This window comes from Mycobacterium gordonae, from assembly GCF_017086405.1.
In the GTDB taxonomy this organism is placed as follows: domain Bacteria; phylum Actinomycetota; class Actinomycetes; order Mycobacteriales; family Mycobacteriaceae; genus Mycobacterium; species Mycobacterium gordonae_D.
The window spans coordinates 4,521,266-4,540,823 of the sequence record NZ_CP070973.1 but is presented as its reverse complement, the minus strand read 5'-3'; the positions used below and the strand labels follow the sequence as shown (position 1 = coordinate 4,540,823).

Annotated in this window: 16 protein-coding genes; 10 read left to right on the top strand and 6 right to left on the bottom strand. The window is 68.1% G+C overall.

The genetic code is table 11. From position 1 onward, the window contains the following. Positions 1–24 precede the first annotated feature (24 nt). Together JX552_RS19410 and JX552_RS19405 are read left to right on the top strand one after the other, a co-directional pair. Positions 25–1,068: a 1-phosphofructokinase family hexose kinase gene (locus JX552_RS19410; protein WP_205873572.1), complete on the top strand. Its 1,044-nt coding sequence runs from the start codon at positions 25–27 to the stop codon at positions 1,066–1,068. Positions 1,069–1,093: 25 nt separating this feature from the next. Then, on the top strand, positions 1,094–1,867 hold the full coding sequence (locus JX552_RS19405; protein WP_205873571.1) for a universal stress protein: 774 nt from the start codon (positions 1,094–1,096) through the stop codon (positions 1,865–1,867). 230 nt (positions 1,868–2,097) lie between these two features. Here JX552_RS19405 and otsB read toward each other — a convergent pair whose 3' ends face one another. Continuing rightward, positions 2,098–5,787 (bottom strand): trehalose-phosphatase, encoded by a 3,690-nt coding sequence (gene otsB, locus JX552_RS19400; protein WP_431195993.1) that lies wholly within the window; start codon positions 5,785–5,787, stop codon positions 2,098–2,100. A gap of 139 nt (positions 5,788–5,926) precedes the next feature. Here otsB and JX552_RS19395 point away from each other — a divergent pair, with 139 nt between their 5' ends. From JX552_RS19395 to JX552_RS19380, 5 genes are all read left to right on the top strand, one after another. After that, positions 5,927–6,829: a universal stress protein gene (locus tag JX552_RS19395; protein ID WP_205873569.1), complete on the top strand. Its 903-nt coding sequence runs from the start codon at positions 5,927–5,929 to the stop codon at positions 6,827–6,829. A gap of 4 nt (positions 6,830–6,833) precedes the next feature. Continuing rightward, the gene (locus JX552_RS19390; protein WP_205873568.1) at positions 6,834–8,375 is read left to right on the top strand and encodes a bifunctional aminoglycoside phosphotransferase/ATP-binding protein; all 1,542 of its coding nucleotides are present in this window, start codon (positions 6,834–6,836) and stop codon (positions 8,373–8,375) included. Continuing rightward, the gene (ppsA, locus tag JX552_RS19385) at positions 8,372–10,639 is read left to right on the top strand and encodes a phosphoenolpyruvate synthase (RefSeq protein WP_205873567.1); all 2,268 of its coding nucleotides are present in this window, start codon (positions 8,372–8,374) and stop codon (positions 10,637–10,639) included. Before JX552_RS19390 ends, ppsA begins: the two co-directional genes overlap by 4 nt. A 256-nt stretch (positions 10,640–10,895) precedes the next feature. Further along, positions 10,896–11,027, top strand: coding sequence for a hypothetical protein (locus tag JX552_RS33420; protein ID WP_277395997.1), 132 nt, complete (start codon positions 10,896–10,898; stop codon positions 11,025–11,027). Between the two features lie 110 nt (positions 11,028–11,137). Next, positions 11,138–12,016 (top strand): universal stress protein, encoded by an 879-nt coding sequence (locus JX552_RS19380; RefSeq protein ID WP_205873566.1) that lies wholly within the window; start codon positions 11,138–11,140, stop codon positions 12,014–12,016. Here the strand turns inward: JX552_RS19380 and JX552_RS19375 are convergent. The 3 genes from JX552_RS19375 to JX552_RS19365 all read right to left on the bottom strand — a co-directional run bounded on the left by JX552_RS19375 (position 12,013) and on the right by JX552_RS19365 (position 15,898). After that, positions 12,013–12,798, bottom strand: a complete 786-nt coding sequence (locus tag JX552_RS19375) for a glutamate racemase (protein ID WP_205873565.1) — start codon at positions 12,796–12,798, stop codon at positions 12,013–12,015. The two genes, JX552_RS19380 and JX552_RS19375, sit on opposite strands and share 4 nt — an antisense overlap. Positions 12,799–12,803: 5 nt before the next feature. Then, positions 12,804–14,726: a methyltransferase domain-containing protein gene (locus JX552_RS19370; protein ID WP_205873564.1), complete on the bottom strand. Its 1,923-nt coding sequence runs from the start codon at positions 14,724–14,726 to the stop codon at positions 12,804–12,806. Between the two features lie 113 nt (positions 14,727–14,839). Further along, a complete protein-coding gene (locus tag JX552_RS19365; RefSeq protein WP_205873563.1) occupies positions 14,840–15,898 on the bottom strand; it encodes a cupin domain-containing protein in 1,059 nt (352 codons plus the stop codon). A gap of 151 nt (positions 15,899–16,049) precedes the next feature. Between JX552_RS19365 and JX552_RS19360 the strand changes: the two genes are divergently transcribed. Next, entirely contained in the window at positions 16,050–16,406 is a 357-nt protein-coding gene (locus JX552_RS19360) for a bleomycin resistance protein (protein ID WP_205878557.1), read from the top strand. Here the strand turns inward: JX552_RS19360 and JX552_RS19355 are convergent. Further along, a complete protein-coding gene (locus JX552_RS19355; protein WP_205873562.1) occupies positions 16,403–16,795 on the bottom strand; it encodes a DoxX family protein in 393 nt (130 codons plus the stop codon). The two genes, JX552_RS19360 and JX552_RS19355, sit on opposite strands and share 4 nt — an antisense overlap. A 144-nt stretch (positions 16,796–16,939) precedes the next feature. Here JX552_RS19355 and JX552_RS19350 point away from each other — a divergent pair, with 144 nt between their 5' ends. Both JX552_RS19350 and JX552_RS19345 read left to right on the top strand, forming a co-directional pair. After that, on the top strand, positions 16,940–17,386 hold the full coding sequence (locus JX552_RS19350) for an SRPBCC family protein (protein WP_205873561.1): 447 nt from the start codon (positions 16,940–16,942) through the stop codon (positions 17,384–17,386). 126 nt (positions 17,387–17,512) lie between these two features. Further along, positions 17,513–18,298, top strand: coding sequence for an SDR family NAD(P)-dependent oxidoreductase (locus tag JX552_RS19345; RefSeq protein WP_431195870.1), 786 nt, complete (start codon positions 17,513–17,515; stop codon positions 18,296–18,298). On the opposite strand, the gene JX552_RS19340 is transcribed toward JX552_RS19345, so the two are convergent. Continuing rightward, positions 18,299–19,501: a serine/threonine-protein kinase gene (locus JX552_RS19340; RefSeq protein WP_241010629.1), complete on the bottom strand. Its 1,203-nt coding sequence runs from the start codon at positions 19,499–19,501 to the stop codon at positions 18,299–18,301. Between the last annotated feature and the right edge of the window lie 57 nt (positions 19,502–19,558).

Here is a 19,558-nt window from a genome sequence, read left to right as displayed (position 1 = left end):
CCCGATCGACGAGCGGAGTTGACGATGCACGCCGGTTTCACACCGGGGTTACCGCGGATCGTCACGTTGACGATGAATCCCGCGCTCGACATCACCACCAGCGTGGACGTGGTGCGGCCGACCAGTAAATTGCGCTGCAGCGCAACGCGTTACGATCCGGGCGGGGGAGGCGTCAACGTCGCGCGGATCGCCCATGCACTGGGTGGGTCGGCGTTCGCCGTGTTGCCGGCCGGTGGGTCGCACGGCGGGCTGTTGACCAGGCTGCTCAGCGAGGCGGGGGTGCCCTTCGGGGAAATCCCGATCGCCGGCGCGACCCGGGAGAGCTTCACCGTCAACGAGATGAGCACCGGGCGGCAGTACCGGTTCGTCCTGCCCGGGCCGGTGCTGACCTCGGCAGAGCAGGACAGATGCGTGCAGGAACTACGGATGGCCGCGCGGTCCGCTGACTTCGTGGTGGCCAGCGGCAGCCTCCCGCCGGGCGTGCCCGCCGACTTCTATCAGCGGGTGGCCCACGTCGCGCGCGAGGTGGGGGCCCGACTCATCCTCGACACCTCCGGTGGTGCCCTGCACGGCGTCACGTCGGGGATCTACCTGCTCAAGGCGAGCGTCCGGGAGTTGCGCGAGTGTGTGGGCCGCGACTTGGCCACAGAGCAGGAACAAGCTGCGGCCGCGCGCGAACTGGTGGACAGTGGTCGCGCCGAGGTGGTGGTGGTGTCGTTGGGCTCGGCCGGAGCGCTGCTGGTAACCGGACACACCTGCCAGCGGTTTGCGGCGGTTCCGATGGAGGCGGGCAGCGGTGTGGGTGCCGGTGATGCGATGGTCGCCGCAATGGCCGTCGGCCTGACCCGCGGATGGCCGTTGGGCAAGTCCGTGCGGCTGGGTATCGCCGCGGGAGCGGCGATGCTGCTCACACCGGGCACCGAGGTCTGCGAGCGCGCCGATGTGGAAAGGCTTTTCGAGTTGACCGGAGAACCCATTGAGGCGGGCAGCGCCGCGGCGGGGACGAAGGACACGGCAAACTCAGGCCCAACGACCCCTGCAGAAACGGCTGACCGCGCCATAGATTGATAGTGAGCAGAAGTCAGGAGCCGACATGAATCAGCTGGACGCGAAGTCGGTGGTGGTGGGGGTCAACGGTTCGCAAGCCGCGGTGAACGCCGCCAAATGGGCGATCGACGAGGCGCTGAGCCGGCAGATGCCGCTTCGGCTTGTCCATGTCATCGCCGGCGCGGGCGGGTCGGCCAGCGCTTCGGAGTGGGAACTCGAACGCGCCGAAATGGTGCTGTCGCAGGCCGAAAGCGCCGTCCTCAGCGAGGCGCAAGCCCAGGGCAAGCCGGTCGAGATCGAGACCGCGATCCTGTCCGGAGATCCGGCGCAAGCCCTGATCGACACGTCACAGGATACTGCCCTGGTGTGCGTGGGGACTTCCCGGCGCGGGTGGGCAGCCGACGGCTTGCTGGGCCCCACCGCCGCCGCATTGGTGACCCACGCGCACTGCCCGGTGGCGGTCATTCGGACCAATCCTGACGGCTCGCCCACCCGGGTGGGTGTCATCGCGGTGGTCCTCAACGATGAGCCCGGCAACGACGAAGTGGTCCGGCTGGCCATGGAGGAAGGCCGGCGCCGGCATGCGATCGTGCGGCAGATCGACCGCCGCGTGGACAGCTGGGTCCGCCGCTACCCCGACGTCCCGGTGCAGGTCGTGGCTTCCGGCGCCGGGGCAAGGGCTGACGAGAAGCACAGCCGGGCAATCGATCTCGCTGTGGTGGGCGAGTCGGAAGCCGCTGAGCTGCCGGGCCTGGCGACCCCGAACTGTCATCCGATCCTCGGTTATCCGGACTGCTCGGTGCTGCTGGTTCGGCACTGATGGTCCGACCTCCGCAAGTTCGTCGGGGGTCAGGTTGCGTGGGGCTGGGTCGGGTTCGGGGTACGCGTTGATCGTTCGCCCGAAGACCGCGCCGAGCGTGTCCTCACGGCAATAAATCGGCCCTTGAACCGCCGTGAGTGCACGTTGGGCGAGCCTCAGCCACGTCAGCGATCGGCTGGCACGCCGTCCCCGACGATTCAACGGGCGCGACCACCGAGGGTCGCGGCGCTCTACCCGACCTCGATGGTGCTGCCGGGCATCAGTCGATGAATCCGGCCGCGGCACTCGACGTCGACGGGTCCGGTAGCCCCGGACTCTGCGGTCAAAGTCGCACTGCGCCCACTGATTTGCAGATGCAGGCGGTGCCCCCGGTACACGAACGGGAACTCGATCGGGCCCAGACCCTCCGGCCATTGCGGGCTGAGGATCAGCCGATCGTCACGGGTTTCCAGCCCGGTGAAGCATCGCTGCAGCAGGTCGATGCTGCCTGCCATGGCCGCAAGGTGAATTCCTTCGGCAGTGGTGCCGCCCTGGATGTCGGTGATGTCGGAATCGAGTACCTGCTGGAAGTACTCCAGCGCGTTGGCGCGGTTGGCGCGGGCCAGCACCCAGGAGTGCACGACGGCGCTCAACGTCGACCCGTCGGAGGTGCGCGCCAGGTAGTAGTCGACCGTCTTGGGGATCTGAGCGGGCGCGAAGTGGTAACCGAGCCTGCCGAACAATCCGAGCAACTCCTCCGCGGACAGCAGGTAGAACAACATCAGCGCGTCAGCCTGCTTGGACGCCTTGTAGTTGTTGACGCTGTCGTTCTCGGCTTCCAGGATGCGGTCGAGTCGCTGGATGTTGTCGTAACGCAGCCGATAGCCGTCCCAATCCAGTTCGGCCAAATCGGCATAACCTTCGAACTGACTGATCACCCCGTCGTGGAACGGCACGAACATGCGCCGGCTCACGTGGTCCCAGCGCTCCCGCTCCTGGGTGGTCAGACCGAGCTTGGCGACGAGTTCGAGGCGGTCGCGCAGCGGCAACAGATCCAGCGCCTCCATCGCCCGCAGGATGACCCACACCGCCATCACGTTGGTGTACGCGTTGTTGTCGATGCCGTCGTATTCGCGGCCCGGGTAACCGGAATGGAATTCGTCGGGACCGATGATGCCGCGGATCGTGTAGCGGCCGAGGCCGGCGTCGAAGTTGGCCAGGCCCACCCAGAATCGCGCGATCTCCACCAACATCTCGGCACCGTAGTCCACCAGGAACTGGCGGTCACCGCTTACCTGATAGTTCTGCCAGGTGTTGTAGGCGACAGCCAGTCCGACGTGGTGTGCCCGCGCACTGGCGTCGGGAAGCCAGCGTCCGGACTGGGGATTGAGATGTACCTCTTGGCTCACCTCGCGTCCGTCGCTGCCGGACTGCCAGGGAAACATGGCACCCAGGTGGCCGGCGCGGTGCGCGGCACGGCGAGCTTCCGGGAGGCGTCGGTACCGGTACAGCAACAGGGACCGGGAGACGTTGGACATGCGCAGGCTCAATACCGGAGAAATGAACAACGAGTCCCAGAACACGTGTCCCCGATAGGCTTCGCCGTGCAGTCCCCGGGCCGGCACTCCGGCGTCGAGCTCGGCCGTGTGCGGTGAAATGGTCTGCAGCACATGGACCAGATGCAGGCGCAGGATACGCAGCGCGTCGTCCCCGTCGGACAACCCGATGTTGCACTGCTCCCACAGCCGCGCCCATGCCCGGGCGTGCGACCGGTGCAGGTCGGCGTAGCGTCCGGCGGCGTCGAGCGTCTCGGCGGCGGCGGCGGCCGGTTCGGCGATGGCGGCGTCCCGGCCGGTGAAGATGGTCGCGATCTTTTCCAGAGTTACCGGCTGACCGCCAGCCACCGCGACCGCGATGTGGTGACCGGCGCGGTTGTGTTCGCGGATCATGGTGTGCTGTGTGTCGGCCGGAGTCATGGCGTCGCTGCCGTGCCAGACGCTGCTGCGGGTGGCGAGCGCGATCGCGATCCGTGATTGCGATGTCTCGGTGCGCAAGACCACACCGTTGGGCGCGATTTCGTCGATCACCGCCTCGGTGAGGTGCGCGCTGGACAACGGGTTGTAGCGTTCGACCATGGTGTTGCGCACGGTCGCGTCCAGCAGCGACTCGAACTCGATCGTGCCGGACCAGTTCTCCGGGCAGATCGTGGCCTTCATGGCCAGTAGGTGAGGATCGTGCATGGATGCGAAGCGCTGCTGGTCTAGCGTCGTGATTCTGCCGGCCCCGTCCCGGAACCGGAGGCTGCGGGATAACGTCGCATGGCGCAGGTCGAATGTCTGCCGGTAGCAGAGCAATTCGGCCTGGTCGAGGTCGAACCACGGCCCACCGTCGATGCGGAAGGTCAACGACAGCCAGTTGGGCAGGTTGACCAGGCTCTCGTTCTCGATGGTCCGGCCCGCGATCTGGTCGGCAAGAATGTTGTAGACGCCGGTGGCGTAGGTACCGGGGTAGTGATGCTGGGAAGCGGTGGCCTCGGCGGCGCAGCCGCGAGTGGCGACGTAGCCGTTGCCCACGGTGCACAGCGTTTCGCGGAGCCGCTCGCTCGCCGGGTCGTAGCGGTCGTACACGAGTTCCCAGGCGTCGTTGGGAGCCGCTGACTCCTCCCGCAGGTCGTCGGTCAGTCGCTGCAAGAAGTCGGTGACAGCGGCGGGGCTCTCCAGGCTGAAGGTCGCGGCTGACGGCCGGTCACCGCCCTCGAGGTGGCGGACGGCGATACCCACACCGTCGAAGCGGATCGCGTCGAACGCGTCCTCGTCACTGATGTCGTCGCCGATGAAAATTGGCAGAGTCGTCGCTGAGGATGAATTCTCCTCGGCACCAAGGTGTTCCAGGATCCAGCGCAGCGCCTTGCCTTTGCCCCAGGAGATGTTGGGCCGCAATTCCACCAGCTTGCGCCCGGTGGTCACACGCAGCCCCATCGACCGCCCCAGCCGGCGCACCACCGCGATCACCCGGTCGACGGACTGCGGGTCGGTGTTGCGGTAATGCACGGCCACCGCAAACCGTTTGCGTTCCACTATCGTGCCGGGAACGTCTTTCAGCTCATCCGCCAATCGTGTTGCGGCATGGACCAGTACACCGACCGACGCGGTGGCTTCGGCGGGCTGGTGCAGGGTGCCGTCGGGCGCGGCTAGCTCGAAACCGTGACTACCCGCAAACCACAATCCGTCGACCTCCACTTTGCCGCGCAGGTCGGCCAGATCGCGGCCGCTGATCACCGCGACCGGGCACTGCCGGGTCAGCGCCCGCAGGGCATCGGCTGCCCCGGGCATCAGCTTCGCCGACTCGGGCTGGCCGACGATGTCGGCCAGGGTGCCGTCGAAGTCGACGAACAGCACCGGCTGGCGTGCTGCGACGAGCTCCTTGAGCTGGCTGTAGACCTGCAGGGCGTCGGTGATGGCCGATATCGCGGCGTCGGCATTGCGCACCGAGATCTCCGCGAGGTCGGCGATGACGGCGTCGGCGCCGTGCGCGGTGAGTTCCTCGCTGCCGTGGTCGAGCCCGATCACCAGACTGAAGCCGGCGGCGCAGGCGTCTTCGACGCCGGCCGGGTCGCGCTCGATCACCGCGCAGCGGTCGGGACGGACCTTCAGCCGGGCCGCCGAACGGACCAGCACCGACGAGTCGTGTTCGTCGGCGAACTCGACGGCGTCGGCGTCGGCGAGTTGGGCGATGACGTCATCCGACAGCCGCGCCCCGGCCCGAGTGGCCGAGTAGACAGCCGTGCCGATGCCCGCATCGTGGAGCCGGCGAAGCAGTGGCCCGGTGGAATCCGAGGCGCGGAAGCCGCCCGAGGCCGCAGCGGAAAGCACTCCGTCAAGGTTCAAGATCACGGCGTCGTGGTAACGCCGGTCAATGGTGGCGGGCCATTCGGTCACGATGGTGACGATGCCACAGCACAGGCCCGGATTGGCCTCCGGAACGGCAATGAAGGTCCCACGTCCCTGCACTTGGTGACTTAAGCCCCACGACCGAGCTCGCTTCGGGCAATAGCGTTTTGGGTAACGGAGGGAGAACAGTATGGACGCGCCGGCGGACCGCCACGGCATCCTCGTCGGGGTCGACGGATCCGAACCATCCAACGCCGCAGTGGTGTGGGCGGCGCGCGAGGCCGCGTTGCGCCATGTCCCCCTGACGCTGATCCACATGCTGAACGCGGCGGTTCCCATGTACCCGGAGATGCCGCTGTCGATGGGCATGGGGATATGGCGGGACGAGGACGGCCGCCGTGTGCTCCAGTGCGCGCTCAAGGTGGCCGAAGATGTCATCGGAGCGGGACGTCCGCTCCCGGTCTCCACCGAATTGAAATGCTCGCCACCGGTTCACACCCTGGTCCAGCTCTCCGGGAACGCGGACATGTTGGTGGTGGGCAGCCACGGACGCTCGGCGGTGGGCCGCAGACTGCTCGGCTCGGTGAGCTCGGGGGTGATCCGGCGCGCGAACTGCCCGGTCGCGGTGATCCGCGACGAAACCGCCCGCCCGGAGGCTCCGGTCGTCGTGGGGATCGACGGATCGCCGGCGTCCGAGCTGGCGACGGCTCTCGCCTTCGAGGAGGCATCCCGTCGCGGGGCCGAGCTGAAAGCGGTGCACGCGTGGAGCGACATCGAAGCGGTCGAATTGCCCGGCTTGGACTGGACCGTATTTAAAGAGGATGCCGACCGCATCCTGGCCGAGCGCCTGGCTGGCTGGCAGGAGCGGTATCCCGACGTGACGGTTCGGCGGGTGGTGGTGTGCGACCGGCCCGCAAGACAGCTCATCAACCAGGCGGAATCCGCGCAGCTCGTGGTGGTGGGTAGCCATGGCCGCGGTGCCGTCGGCGCCATGCTGCTCGGCTCGGTGAGCAACTCGGTCGTCCACTCCACGAGCACGCCGGTGATCGTCGCCCGGCCGGTGCACACCCAGTCCCGGCGATCGACAGTCTGAAGTCATGGAGTTTGCCATCACCGGCGAACGGCCCGCCGATGTGACCACGGATCTCGCTCCCTACCTCGCTGTGCGGGAAACGCACACCGGAGTGGTGGTGCTGGCCGGCGACCGGGCGTACAAGGCGAAGAAGCCGGTGCTCACCGACTTCGTCGACTTCCGCACCGCCGAGGAGCGTGAGCGTGTCTGCCGGCGGGAAGTCGAGCTGAATCGTCGCCTGTCGCCCGAGGCATACCTCGGGGTCGCCCATCTTTCCGACCCGAGCGGCGGCGCCGACGAACCGATCGTGGTCATGCGCCGGTACCGCGACCACGACCGCCTGGCATTCCTCGTCAGCCGCAGCGGGTCGGGCGAATCATCCGAGAAGCTGCTGGACTGCGTTGCCGCTGTGCTCGCGGAGTTCCACGGGCGAGCCGAGCGCAGCCCATTGATCAGCGCGCAGGGCGAAAGTGCTGCGGTCGAACAACGTTGGCACGCTAACCTGAAGGAACTGCACCAGTTCACCGCGATTCCCGGCGTGTCGCCGCAGTCCGTGAGCCGCATCGAGCGCCTTGCCGTCGCATACATTTCGGGTCGTGGCCGGCTGTTCGCGCGCCGTATCGACGAGGACAGCATCGTCGACGGCCACGGTGACCTGCTCGCCGACGACATCTTCTTCGTCGACGGCCACCCGGCATTGCTGGACTGCCTGGAATTCGATGACCAACTGCGGCACCTTGACTGCATTGATGACGCCGCCTTCCTGGCCATGGATCTGGAATTCCTCGGGCGCAAAGACCTCGGCGACTATTTCCTGACGCGATATGCCGCGCGGGCCGGCGACGCGGCGCCGCGCTCGCTGCAAGACTTCTACATCGCCTACCGGGCGGTGGTCCGGGCCAAGGTCGGCTGTGTGCGGTTCCTGCAGGGCAGGCCGGAATCGGCCGACGAAGCGGCCCGCCACCTCGCCATAGCGGCCGAGCATCTGGCCACCGGAGCCGTTCGGCTGGCTCTCGTCGGCGGCAATCCCGGCAGCGGCAAGTCGACGGTGGCCCGCGAACTCGCCGAAGTCGTTGGCGCGCGGATCATCTCCACCGACGATGTGCGCCGGGAGCTCCGGGATTCGGGCGCCATCTCCGGGAGTCCCGGAGTACTGGACTCGGGTCTGTACAGCCCCGACAACGTCGCCGCCGTCTACGACACGGTGCTGCACCGGGCCCGTGTGCTGCTGAGCGAGGGGCAGTCGGTCATTCTGGACGGAACCTGGCAGGACGCGGGTCTGCGCGCACAGGCGCATCGGGTGGCTGACGAAACCCATTCTTGCGTAGTAGAAATCATCTGTGAAGTGCCGGTTGCGACAACGGCTGGCCGAATCCAACACCGCCCGGCAAGCAACTCCGACGCCACTCCTGACATCGCCGCGGCGCTGGCCGCACGCCGTGGCGCCTGGGCGGGCGCCTACCGAATGGACACCTCCCAGCCCCTGGAATCTTCTGTGGCCCAGGCATATGACGCCTGGTGCCACGCGATCGACCTCAATCTTCAGCACCGAAAGGAACGGGCATGACCAACACTGACAGCTACGCCGTCGACATCTCCGCCCTGCGCTTGACCGACGCCGACGAGGCCGGCGGCAAGGGCGCCAACATGGGCGAGTTGGTGGCCGCGGGCCTGCCGGTGCCACCGGGATTCGTCTTGTTGCGCGGCGGCTACCAGGCGGCGATGGCGGCCGGTGGTGTGGACGCCGAACTCGCTGCCCTGCATCGCGAGGCGCTGGCGCAGGTCGACAACGGCGCCCGGTTGGCCGAGCTGTGCCAGCGGATGCAGAAGTTGGTGAGCAAGGCTGGTGTCAGCGACGACGTCCGCGCTCAGGCGCTCGAGTCCTATGCCAAATTGGGCGCCAATTGCGTTGTGGCGGTGCGTTCGTCGGCGACCGGCGAAGACGGCAGCGACGCGTCCTTCGCCGGGATGAACCGGACCCTGACGAACATCACCGGTGGTGAGGACCTGATCGATGCCATCACCCAATGTTGGGCGTCCCTGTTCAGCCCGCGCGTCATCACCTATCGGGCCAGTCGCGGCTTCACCGCCGACCCCGCCATGGCCGTCGTCGTCCAGCAGATGATCGCGTCTGAGAAGTCCGGCGTGGCGTTCAGCGCCGACCCTAGTACGGGGGAGCGGGATCACCTCGTCATCGAAGCCGCGCTGGGCCTGGGCGAAGTGGTGGTGTCCGGCAAGGTCCAGCCCGACACCTACGTCATCGACAAGAAGACCCTGCAGGTGCGTGACTTCTCGATCGGCTACCAGGCCTTCAAGATCGTACGCGGCGCCGACGGCCACGACGTCATCGTCGAACTGACACCCGAGCAGGCGCAGGCGCGAGTCCTCGACGACGAAGCGCTGCGCCGGGTCGCCGAACTCGTCGTCGCCACCGAGAATCATCACGGCTGCCCGCAGGATGTCGAGTGGGCGATCGCCGACGGCAAGACCTGGCTTGTTCAGGCCCGGCCCATCACCATGCTGTACGACCACGAGGAGTCCGGGGAATCCGGCGTGCTGGTGCGCGGACTGCCGGCGGCGCCCGGTTCGGCGTCCGGGCGGATTCGGGTGCTGCGCACACCGCAAGAAGGTAACCGGTTGCAGGACAACGAAATCCTGGTCGCGCCCATGACCAACCCTGACTGGTTGCCAGCCATTCGCCGCGCGGCGGCGTTGGTGACCGAGACCGGCGGCATGACCTGTCACGCGGCCATCGTCGCTCGGGAGCTCCGGGTGCCCTGTGTGGTCGGCGCTCGCGACGCCACCACGCTCCTGCATGACGGTCACCTGGTCACCGTCGACGGTGCCCGCGGCACCGTCACCGCCGGAGCCGCCACCGCACCGGCACAGGTGACGGCGGCTCCGCCGACTGCCGTTACCACCGTGAGCGAAACAACCGGCACCAAAATCTATGTCAACCTGGCGATCCCCGACACCGCGGAGGCGGTCGCTGCGCAGGACGTGGACGGGGTCGGCCTGCTGCGCGCCGAATTCCTGCTCACGCAAGCGCTTTCCGGACGCCACCCGCGCGAGATGATCGCCCGTGGTGAGCAGGCCGGCCTAGTCGACGCCATGGTGGCCTCGATCGGCCGCATCGCCGCCGCCTTCGGATCCCGGCCGGTCGTCTACCGCGCCACGGACTTCCGGAGCAACGAATTCCGGGGTCTGGAAGGCGGCGAGGCCTACGAGCCGGTCGAGCACAACCCGATGATCGGTTATCGCGGGTGCTACCGGTACGTCAACGAGCCCGACCTGTTTGCGCTGGAACTCCAGGCGCTGGCCCGGGTGCGAGAGCAGAACCCCAACGTGCACTTGATGATTCCGTTCGTGCGGACCCGGTGGGAGCTGGAATCCTGCCTGGCGCAGGTGGATGCCAGCCCGCTGGGCAAGCAACGTGGCCTGCACCGGTGGGTGATGGCCGAAGTGCCCTCGGTGATGTTCTGGTTGCCCGAGTACATCGCGATGGGTATCGACGGGGTGTCGATCGGCAGCAACGATCTCACCCAGTTGGTGCTGGGCGTCGACCGCGACTCCGACATCTGCGCCGAACTGTTCGACGAATCCGACGGCGCCGTGCTCGACGCGATCGGGCGGATCATCGCCACGGCACGCAAGCACGGCATCACCTCGTCGCTGTGTGGCCAGGCGCCCTCGACCAACCCGACCTTCGCCGAGCACCTGGTGCGGATGGGCATTACCTCGGTGTCGGTGAACCCGGACGCGGTGACAGCCACCCGGCGCACGGTCGCGGCCGCCGAGCGCCGGCTGTTGCTGGAATCGGTGCGCGGTTGATCACCTGAAATTCCCGCCCGGGGCCAGAGGTGGCGCATCACACCGCGCTGGCTGGTGATGGAGACCGACGGACAAGGCGCTGCGGCGCCCTACGTCGCGAGGTTGGCCGCTGCCGGCCGGCACCTCCCCGAGACCCGGTTGACGACAGCGGAGTTGATGGCCACCGCCCGCCACCGGCGCGCCCGCAGATCGGCAGGCGCTGCGCACGCTGCTCCGGCTGCCGGCCGAAAAGATCTGTGTCGCAGACGATCACCGGATGCACCCGGGGGCTCTCGCGGCAGCCTGCGAACAGCAGGGGCTGCGGGCGGGCAGTCAGGTCCTGTTCGTCGTCGCCGGTGCGGGTGTCGTGGCCGGCGCGGCGCTCTATTGCCGGCTCGCCGAGCACTAGCCGTTCATCCAACCACGACTCGATGTTCACGCAGTCGAGGACTTTAGACCCACGACCGAGCAACGTTCGGGCAATAGCGTTTTCGTGTGTCGAACACTAGGAGAGATGAAATGACGACCTCAAAGAAGGAAGCAAAGGGTCTCGTCGTCGGTGTCGACGGGTCATCCGTGTCCAATGCCGCGGTGGCCTGGGCCGCCCGCGATGCGGCCATGCGCAACGTCCCGCTGACGCTGGTCCACATGCTCAGCGCCTACGTGCCAACGTTTCCGCAGGTTCCGCTGGCCGGCGGCGTCGCGGTCTGGCAGGAAGACGATGCCCGGCAGGTGCTCGAGGAAGCGGCTAAGATCGCCCGCGAGTCGGCCGGCGGCCCCATCGAGATTGCGACCGAGCTGAAGTCTTCGCCGCCGATTCCGACGCTGGTGGAACTGTCCGGCGACGCCGAACTGGTCGTGCTGGGCAGCCACGGGCGCGGCGCGGTGGGTCGGGTGCTGCTGGGTTCGGTCAGTTCCGGCGTGCTGCGTGGCGCGGCCTGCCCGGTCGCCATCGTCCCCGGCGACGACGAGCCCCCGGCCGACGCCCCCGTCGTGCTGGGCATCGACGGCTCGCCGGCATCCGAGGTGGCGACGGCCATCGCGTTCGACGAGGCGTCACGTCGCGGCGTGCCGCTGCGCGCAGTACACGCGTGGAGCGACGCCGAGGTGCTCGACATTGCCGGCCTGGACTGGCCCGCGCTGGAGGTGGAGGCACAGCAGATCCTCGCCGAGCGCCTGGCCGGCTGGCAGGAACGCTATCCCGATGTGACCGTGCAGCGACGCGTGGTCTGTGACCGGCCGGCCCACGAACTGGTCGACCAGTCCAAGTCCGCGCAACTGGTGGTCATCGGCAGTCGTGGTCGCGGTGCCATCGCCAGGATGCTGCTGGGTTCGGTGAGCAACGCCGTCGTGCACTCGGTGCACACGCCCATCATCGTGGCCCGCGCGGCGGACTAGGACGCCAGGGCGCTGCGGTCCCGGCGGCGCACCGCGCGGGTCGTCAACAGCGTGCCCCAGGCCCGAGCGGCGTTGCGGCGCATCGCATCCGGATCGCCCGTGGTGAGGAACACCTTCCCGGCGAGGCGCGACCCCGGCGCTGCTTCCGGATAGCGGTAGGCGACCGCGGCGGCCAGGTGCTCGGCCGGATCGATGAGCAGCACCTCGGGCAGGGCGGCCGCGAACCAGCGACGCGCCGCCGGGTAGTGCGTGCAGGCCAGCACCAGCGCAGCCACCCGGTGCAGCGGGGCGACGATATCGGCCAGGTCCGCGGTGAACTGCGGCGAACCGGTACGGCCGGCCTCGATGTGTGCCGACAGCGGTTGCGCCACCCTCGACAACACCACCCGCCCCGGCCGGGCCAGTCCCCGTTCGTAGTGCCCCGCGTCGATGGTGCGCTGTCCGCCCACCACGCCGACGGAGGCGAGGTCCTCGGGAACCGAGGCCAGACCGTGGGCGATGATGCCCTCTACGGCCACCGGCGCCGCACCCAGCCTGGCAACCACCGTGCTGGCGGCGTTACAGGCCAGCACCACCTCCGTCGCGCCGCGCTCGGCGAGGGCGGTGACGACCCGCAGCAGGCGGTCGGTCAGTTCGTCGGAATCCATCCGGCCGTAGGGGGTGGCGCCGGCGTCGGACCAGTACAAGATCGGCAGACCGGGCACCAGCCGGTCCAACTGGTTGACCAGACCCACGCCGCCGATGCCCCAGTCGATGATGCCCAGGCAGGCTTCGGTGTCCATGGCGGTCACGGGTAGGACAGCGGGGCGGTTTGCCCCTTGGCCAGTGGACCGGAATCGAAGGCCACCACGCGGGCAGACCTGGAAGCCGTCAGTGTCTGCAGCCCGGCGCCGGGGAAGCGGCTGCCGAAATACCAACGGTACTCGTGCTCGGCGCGAATCGGATTGTGCTGCAGCATCGTCCGCCATTCTGGATGATTGGTCAGGGTGGCCAGGTCGTGGACGAAGGCAGGGCGTTCGCGCCGGTTGCGCAGGTGTGCGACGGCCGATCGGGCCAGTATGGGCAGATCCCGTACCCGCATCGGCTGCTCCACCATGTCGACCACCCACAACCGCCCGCCGGGGGCCAGGACCCGCCGGATCTCGGCCATCACCGGATCCCAGTCCAGATAGCGGAACGACAGAAACGAGATCACCACGTCGACATGGTTGTCCGGCACGTCTAGAGTCGGGCCGTTCACCTTGCCGAATCGCAGCCGGGACCGGTCGCGGTTGCGTTCCCGTGCCCGGGCCAGCATCCCGGCGGAACTGTCCACTCCGACGGCGAAGTCGATGTCGCCGTTGTCGTCCAGGGCGCGTAGCAAAGCGCCGTTGCCGCAGCCGATTTCCAGCACACGCACGCGGCGGCCGAGTTCGGCGTGGGTGGCGGCCAGCCGGGCCGCCACCCACTCCCATTCGGCCTGGCGGACGCGGATGTCGGCGTAGGCGCGGTCGTAGAGGTCGGCGACCCGGTCGTAGGACCGCTCTTGTTGCGCGCCGGCCGGAGCGCTGTGCACCATCGGTTCGGCGGCGCAACCCAGGTACTTGCGCATGCTGCCGGCCCAGCCGTGCGATTTGCGGCCCGGCGCGGCGATCAGATAAAGGCTCGGGCGAGCCGTCGGTCGACGGCCCGCCCACGCAAACCGGTCCTTGCGTGCGGACACGGTGGTGTAGTTGTGGTTGCCGAAGGTGGCGACGCCGAACACGTCGGCGAAAAACGGTGTGAACCAGCGCGCCGTTCGGCAGGCGTGAAAATAGGCCCTTCCGTCCGGCGCGAACGGAATGGTCATGTCCTGCCACTCGTGCGGCGAGAACTGCTCGGGCCAGTCCGTCGAGCCGAACATCGGTCCGTACATGCCGGAGTGGCTGATCAGGTGCAGCTGGCTGATCACCCTGCCCGACGATGCGAAGCGAGCCAGCTCGGCGGCGAAGTCGGCCTTGCGGTGCACGCCGGAGACGACCACCTCCGCGTCGGGGTGTGCGGCTGCCAATTCGCGGCCCATGGTCGCCGCGGCGACTGCGAATTCGGCCGAACCGCCGCGATACCGGGTGGTGTGGGCCACCCAGATCACGGGCGCCTGCGGCGCGACAGCGGCGAACGGGGTCCGCGGGTGCTCACCCGATGGGATCCAGGCGCCGTAGTTGCCGACGAGTTCTAGTACCTCGGCCCGGGCCAGGTCGAAGACCCGCATGCCGGCCGGTGGCGGACCGTAGACATGCAGCGACATCCCGCCCGACGGGGCGGCCATGTCGTGAATCACCTCCGGCGCGATCGCCATGGCCGTACCCGGTTGGCGCACATGCTGTTCGGTGACGGACAACCGCGTTCCGCGCCAGCCGAACCGGCGTTCGTCGAACGTGCCCTCGATTGCAACGACGAAGCCGCCCGCGCCGCCGTGGTCATGCGGGGCACAGCCGTGCCCGGGGCGCCAGCGGGCCAGCATGATCTCCACCTGATCGTCGACCCGCAGGATCGAACGCGAATACGGCTCACCTTCGCGTGGATCACCCGCGAGTGCCGACAACGTCGGCTGGGCTGCGGCGGCGCGGGCCAGCAACTCCGGTTCCGGAACCCCGCCGCCCGCGATGGCTGCCAATGCGTCGAGCAGCGGTCTGAGCTCTGCCAGCAGGTCGCCGGTGGGAGCGGACAGTCGGTGCGCAATCTCGGACATGGTCTTTCCCCCTTGGACGAGCCTGGCCGGGGTAGCCGTGGTGCTGGTCGGTTGGCCACCACACGCTCCCGCCAGGCTCTTGGAGGATCCTTGGAGGATTCTTGGAACCGGGCTCACCGCTCCCCGACGGCATGGGCGTCGAGCGGGTTGAGCCGGTTGACGATCAGCGGGTCGGCCGTGGTGAACGGGAAGTCGGGGAGGTCGTCGATGTGGGTGTCGAAGGTGGCCGCGAGAACTTCGCGCGAGTACGCGCTCACCGATGCCCGGTAACCGATGTCACCCGGAGTCGGCTGGTCGAAGAAGATGCAGAAGTGCATCTCCGGGGCGTCGAAGACCTCGATGTGGTGCGGGTAGGCGCGGGGGATGAAGTACACGTCGCCCCGACGCAGGTACCAGGTGTCCAACTCCCCGCCCGGACCCATCACGGTCATCCGCGCCGCGCCCTGGTTGACGTAGCCCATCTCCGCGGTGATCGGGTGCCAGTGCGGTTCACGCATCCCGTCCTCGCGGATACGCAGGGAGTACATCGACAGGTCCTTGAGCGCGGGCCAGTATTGCAGCCGCGCGGTCCTGGCCGAGCCGACCGCGATGCCGACCGGCGGCGTCATCGCCTCGACGGCGAACTTGTGCGGGTCGTTGAAGAACGCCGAGGCGGGGACGTCGGGCGCCCCGGTGCGGGCCGCCAGCGCGCGGTCGGTGGTGCTGCGGCGCATCGCCGCGAAGTCCGAGGCCGGCAAGTCGTAGGTGTTGCCCAGCACCGCATCGGTCATCGCGCCGAATGCGGCACCCAGCCCGAAGTCCTCGGGCCGTTCGTTGCGGAAGGTGATGATGAATTCGCACACCTCGGTGCCGATGTTCTCGATGTGGTGCAGCGAACCGGAGTCGATGTGGAACATCTCGCCGGCGCGCACCACGAACGAGGTGAACTGGCTGCCCGTGTCGAGCACCGACACCAGTGCGGTGCCGGAGACACAGTAGGTGAGTTCGTTGGCGTTGGCGTGCCAGTGCGGTGTCCGCATCGCGCCCGGGTTGATCACCAGCCGCTTGATCGACATGCCCTGCAGGATGGGGAAGTTGTCGGCCGTGAGCCGCTGGATCGAACCGAGTTCGGACTCCTCCACGATCTCGCCGTTGATCAGTGATGCGACGTGTGTGCTTGTCTGCGTGAACATTTCATTCTCCTCGGACTTCGCTGTAATTTGCTGTCTTCAGCATCCCGTCCGGGCGAGCGCGCCGTCCAACACCCGTTTTCGATGTCTTGATCGGCGTCGGTTATCAAGCGGGTCTGCGCAGCGCGGGTGGCACACTCGTCTGATGCCCGAAATCCAATTCACCTCGGCGGCAGCCATCGTGCCCGTGCTGGATCTCGACGCGGCGCTCAACCGCTACCGTCGGCTTGGATTCGAGGCCCGCGGCTATGCGGGGCCCGAACGTTACGGCTTCGTCGACCGCGGGGCGGTCCAGTTGCATCTCACCGAATGGGCCGAGCACGACCCGCTGAGCACCTCGTCGAGCGTGTACTTCTACGTCAGCGACGCCGACGCCCTCCACGCGGAATGGAAGGCCCTGGCAGATCTCGGCGGTCGGCTGCACCCGCCGCATGACACGCCTTACGGGCTAAGGGAATTCGCTTATGTCGACCCGGACGGCACCCTGCACCGGGTCGGCTCGCCGCGCTAACTGTTGCGGTAGACCTTGATCGCCGCCGTGATCATCGGAAATTGCAGCGGCAGGCGGGCCAGCGCCAGGATGCGCATCGGCCACGGCTTGTCCCACCACAGCCGCACCATGTTGATGTTGCCGGGGTACACACCGATGAACAGCGCGGCTGCCGCGGCAGCCGCGGGCCGCCGGGTGCTACGCGGCAGCAGCAGCGCGCCGATCACGATCTCGGCCACGCCGGAAGCGTAGGTGTAGAACCGCGCGCTGAACGGCAACTCGGCCGGGATGATGTCGTCGAACGGCTTGGGCGCGACGAAGTGCAGGGTGCCCACGCCGAGCAACATCGCCGCGAGGCGGTAGGCCGCGGTCTGAGCGGGGGCGCGCTGCACGAGCGGTTCGATGGTCATGACGCCCATCATGCTCCATCGCCACGGCGCCGCACGATATCCGGGTGCGCAGCAGGCGGTCGCCGGCATCGGACTGCGACTTCTGCACTGTCAGCGCAAAGGACGGCCGACGGACTCCCGGCACGGCGTTTAGCATGAGAACTCATGGTCGGGATTCACGTGCGGCGAACGATCGCCGCACCCGTGGAGAAAGTCTTCGACTGGCTGGCCGATCCGGCCAATCTGCGCACGGCGCCGCTGGTTCTGCGGTCCGCATGGACGAAAGACACCAAGGGCCCCGGTGTCGGTGCCGTGCGCGAGGTGGTCGGGACCGGCATGTGGTTTCGGGAGGACATCACCGCCTACGAACGGCCGCGTAGCTACAGCTACCTGATCGTGCGCTCGGTTCCCGCATTCGATCACGACGGCGGCACCCTGACATTCACCCCATCCGGCACCTCGTCCGGGGAGTGCACCGACGTCGACTGGCTGACCGACTACACCCATCCCGTTTTCGCCGGAGGACGGCTGATGGAGCTGGTCACCCGACCGCTGCTGCGGTGGAACTTTCTCGCGATCTTGGACGCTTGCGACAAAGCGGTTGCGAGTTAGTTGTGCAAGCGCGCCTCCGGTTGGACAAACCCGCGACCGCGCGGGGACGCGGTGTAGGACTGGCTCCACTTGCCCATGCGGTTGCCGAGGGCTCTGCCGAATTGGCAGGTCAATTGGGCGGTGCCGGTGAGCGCTGACCGCGCCGCGGGGCGCACGTTCGTTGTGACCGGCGCGGCGTCGGGCATCGGATTGGCGACCGCCCGGCGACTGCTGGACGAAGGGGCCACTGTCATCGGCGCCGACCTCGCCGCGCCGCCGGATCTAGGTGCGCGGTTTCATTTCTTGCCGGCCGACGTCAGCGAGGAGACCGCGGTGGCCGCGATCTTCGCGGCGGTGCCGGATCGGCTGGACGGGGTGGTTCATTCCGCCGGGGTGGCCGGTGGTGGTCCGGTGCATCTGCTTCCGCAAGCCGAGTGGGACCGGGTCATCAGGATCAACCTGACCGCCACGTTTCTGGTCGCCAAGAGTGCGTTGGCCAGGATGATCGAGCAGCCGCGGGTGGCCGGTGAGCGCGGCTCGATCGTGACGCTGGCGAGCGTTGAGGGCTTGGAAGGCACCGCGGGCGGCAGTTCCTACAACGCGGCCAAGGGCGGCGTTGTGCTGCTCACCAAGAACATTGCGCTCGACTACGGACCGAGCGGGATCCGGGCGAACGCGATTTGCCCGGGCTTCATCGAAACACCGCTCGCTGAAAGCGTTTTCGGCATCCCGGGGATGGAGGGGCCACGGGCCGCGATCACCCGGGAGCATGCTCTGCAACGGCTGGGGCGACCGGAGGAGGTGGCGGCGATGGCGGCGTTTCTGTTGTCCAGCGACGCCTCGTTCGTGTCGGGTCAGGCGATCGCGGTCGACGGCGGCTATCTGGCCGGCCGCGATCATGAGGTGGTCAGGCTGTTCGGGCTGCCCGACTGATCAGTTGCCTTTTCCGCCCTTGGGCTTTTTGCCGGGTTTGCCCGGCGGCGCCAACGGAGGTGCCGGCGCGAGTTCGGGCGTGCTCGCGATCGGCGAGGTTTCCGGTGTGGAGGCCGGCGACGGCAGCGGCGTCGTCGTGGCGGCCGGCGACGGCGGCGGTGCGGAGAAGGGCGCGTCCAGAGCCATCAGCATGATCGCCAGCAGGAGCACCGCAACGAGCGCCGCAGCCCACAACTTGCGACTTGGACGGGTCGGCTCGGATTGCGCCGGGACGTACGCCGAGGTGCCCGCCGCCGGCGCGGGCATCACCAGCGTGCGATTGCGTACCGGGGGGCGACCGGGGCCGCTGAGCGCCTCGCGCATGGCGCTGGCCTGATGGAACCGCTGAGCCGGCTGGCGCGCCATCGCCCGCTCGAACACCGCGGCAAGCTCCGGGCGTACATCGGGGCGCAGGGCGGCGATCGGGGCTGGTGTTTCGTGCAAGATGGCGTTCGCCAAGGCGGCGAACTGCTGCTGAGGGTAAGGCCGGCGGCCGGCCAGAGCCTCGTAACCCACCACGCCGACGGCATACAGATCGTCGGCAGGCGTCGCCGGCTTTCCGGCGAGCCGGTCCGGGCTCAGGTAGGCCATCGTGCCGACGACCTGTCCGGTCATGGTGTGCGCGCCACCGGCCGTCTTGGCGATGCCGAAATCCGCGAGCTTGGCCTCGCCGGCGGCGGTGAACAGGATGTTGCCCGGCTTGACGTCGCGGTGCAGAATTCCGGCGTCATGAGCCGAGGTGAGCGCGGCCAGGACGGCGTCGAGCACCGTCCGGACGAACGGCTCCGGAAGCGGACCGCGCGCGATGTGGTCGGCCAGCGACACTCCGGGCAGCCGCTCCATCACGATGAACGGCAGGCCGTGGTGTTCGCCGACATCGTGGACGATCACGATCTTCGAACTGCTCAGAGCCGCGGTGGCCCGCGCCTCCGTTGCGAAGCGCAGGCGGCTGTCGGGCCCGTCACCGTTGCCCGGACCCGATTGGAGCAGCTTGATCGCCACCGGCCGACCCAGCTTGAGATCCCAGCCCTCGCGGACCTCGGACATGCCGCCGCGACCCAGGACCCGGCCCAGTTCGTAGCGGCCGGCGAGGACGCGGCTCGGCGCCGACAACGCCGCCCCTTCACGCCCGCGCTGATACTCCGTCGTCATTTCTCCTGTCACATAGCCAAAGATGTCCGAGCCGAAACTTGTGGCGTACGGTCAACGTGTCGTTATTCG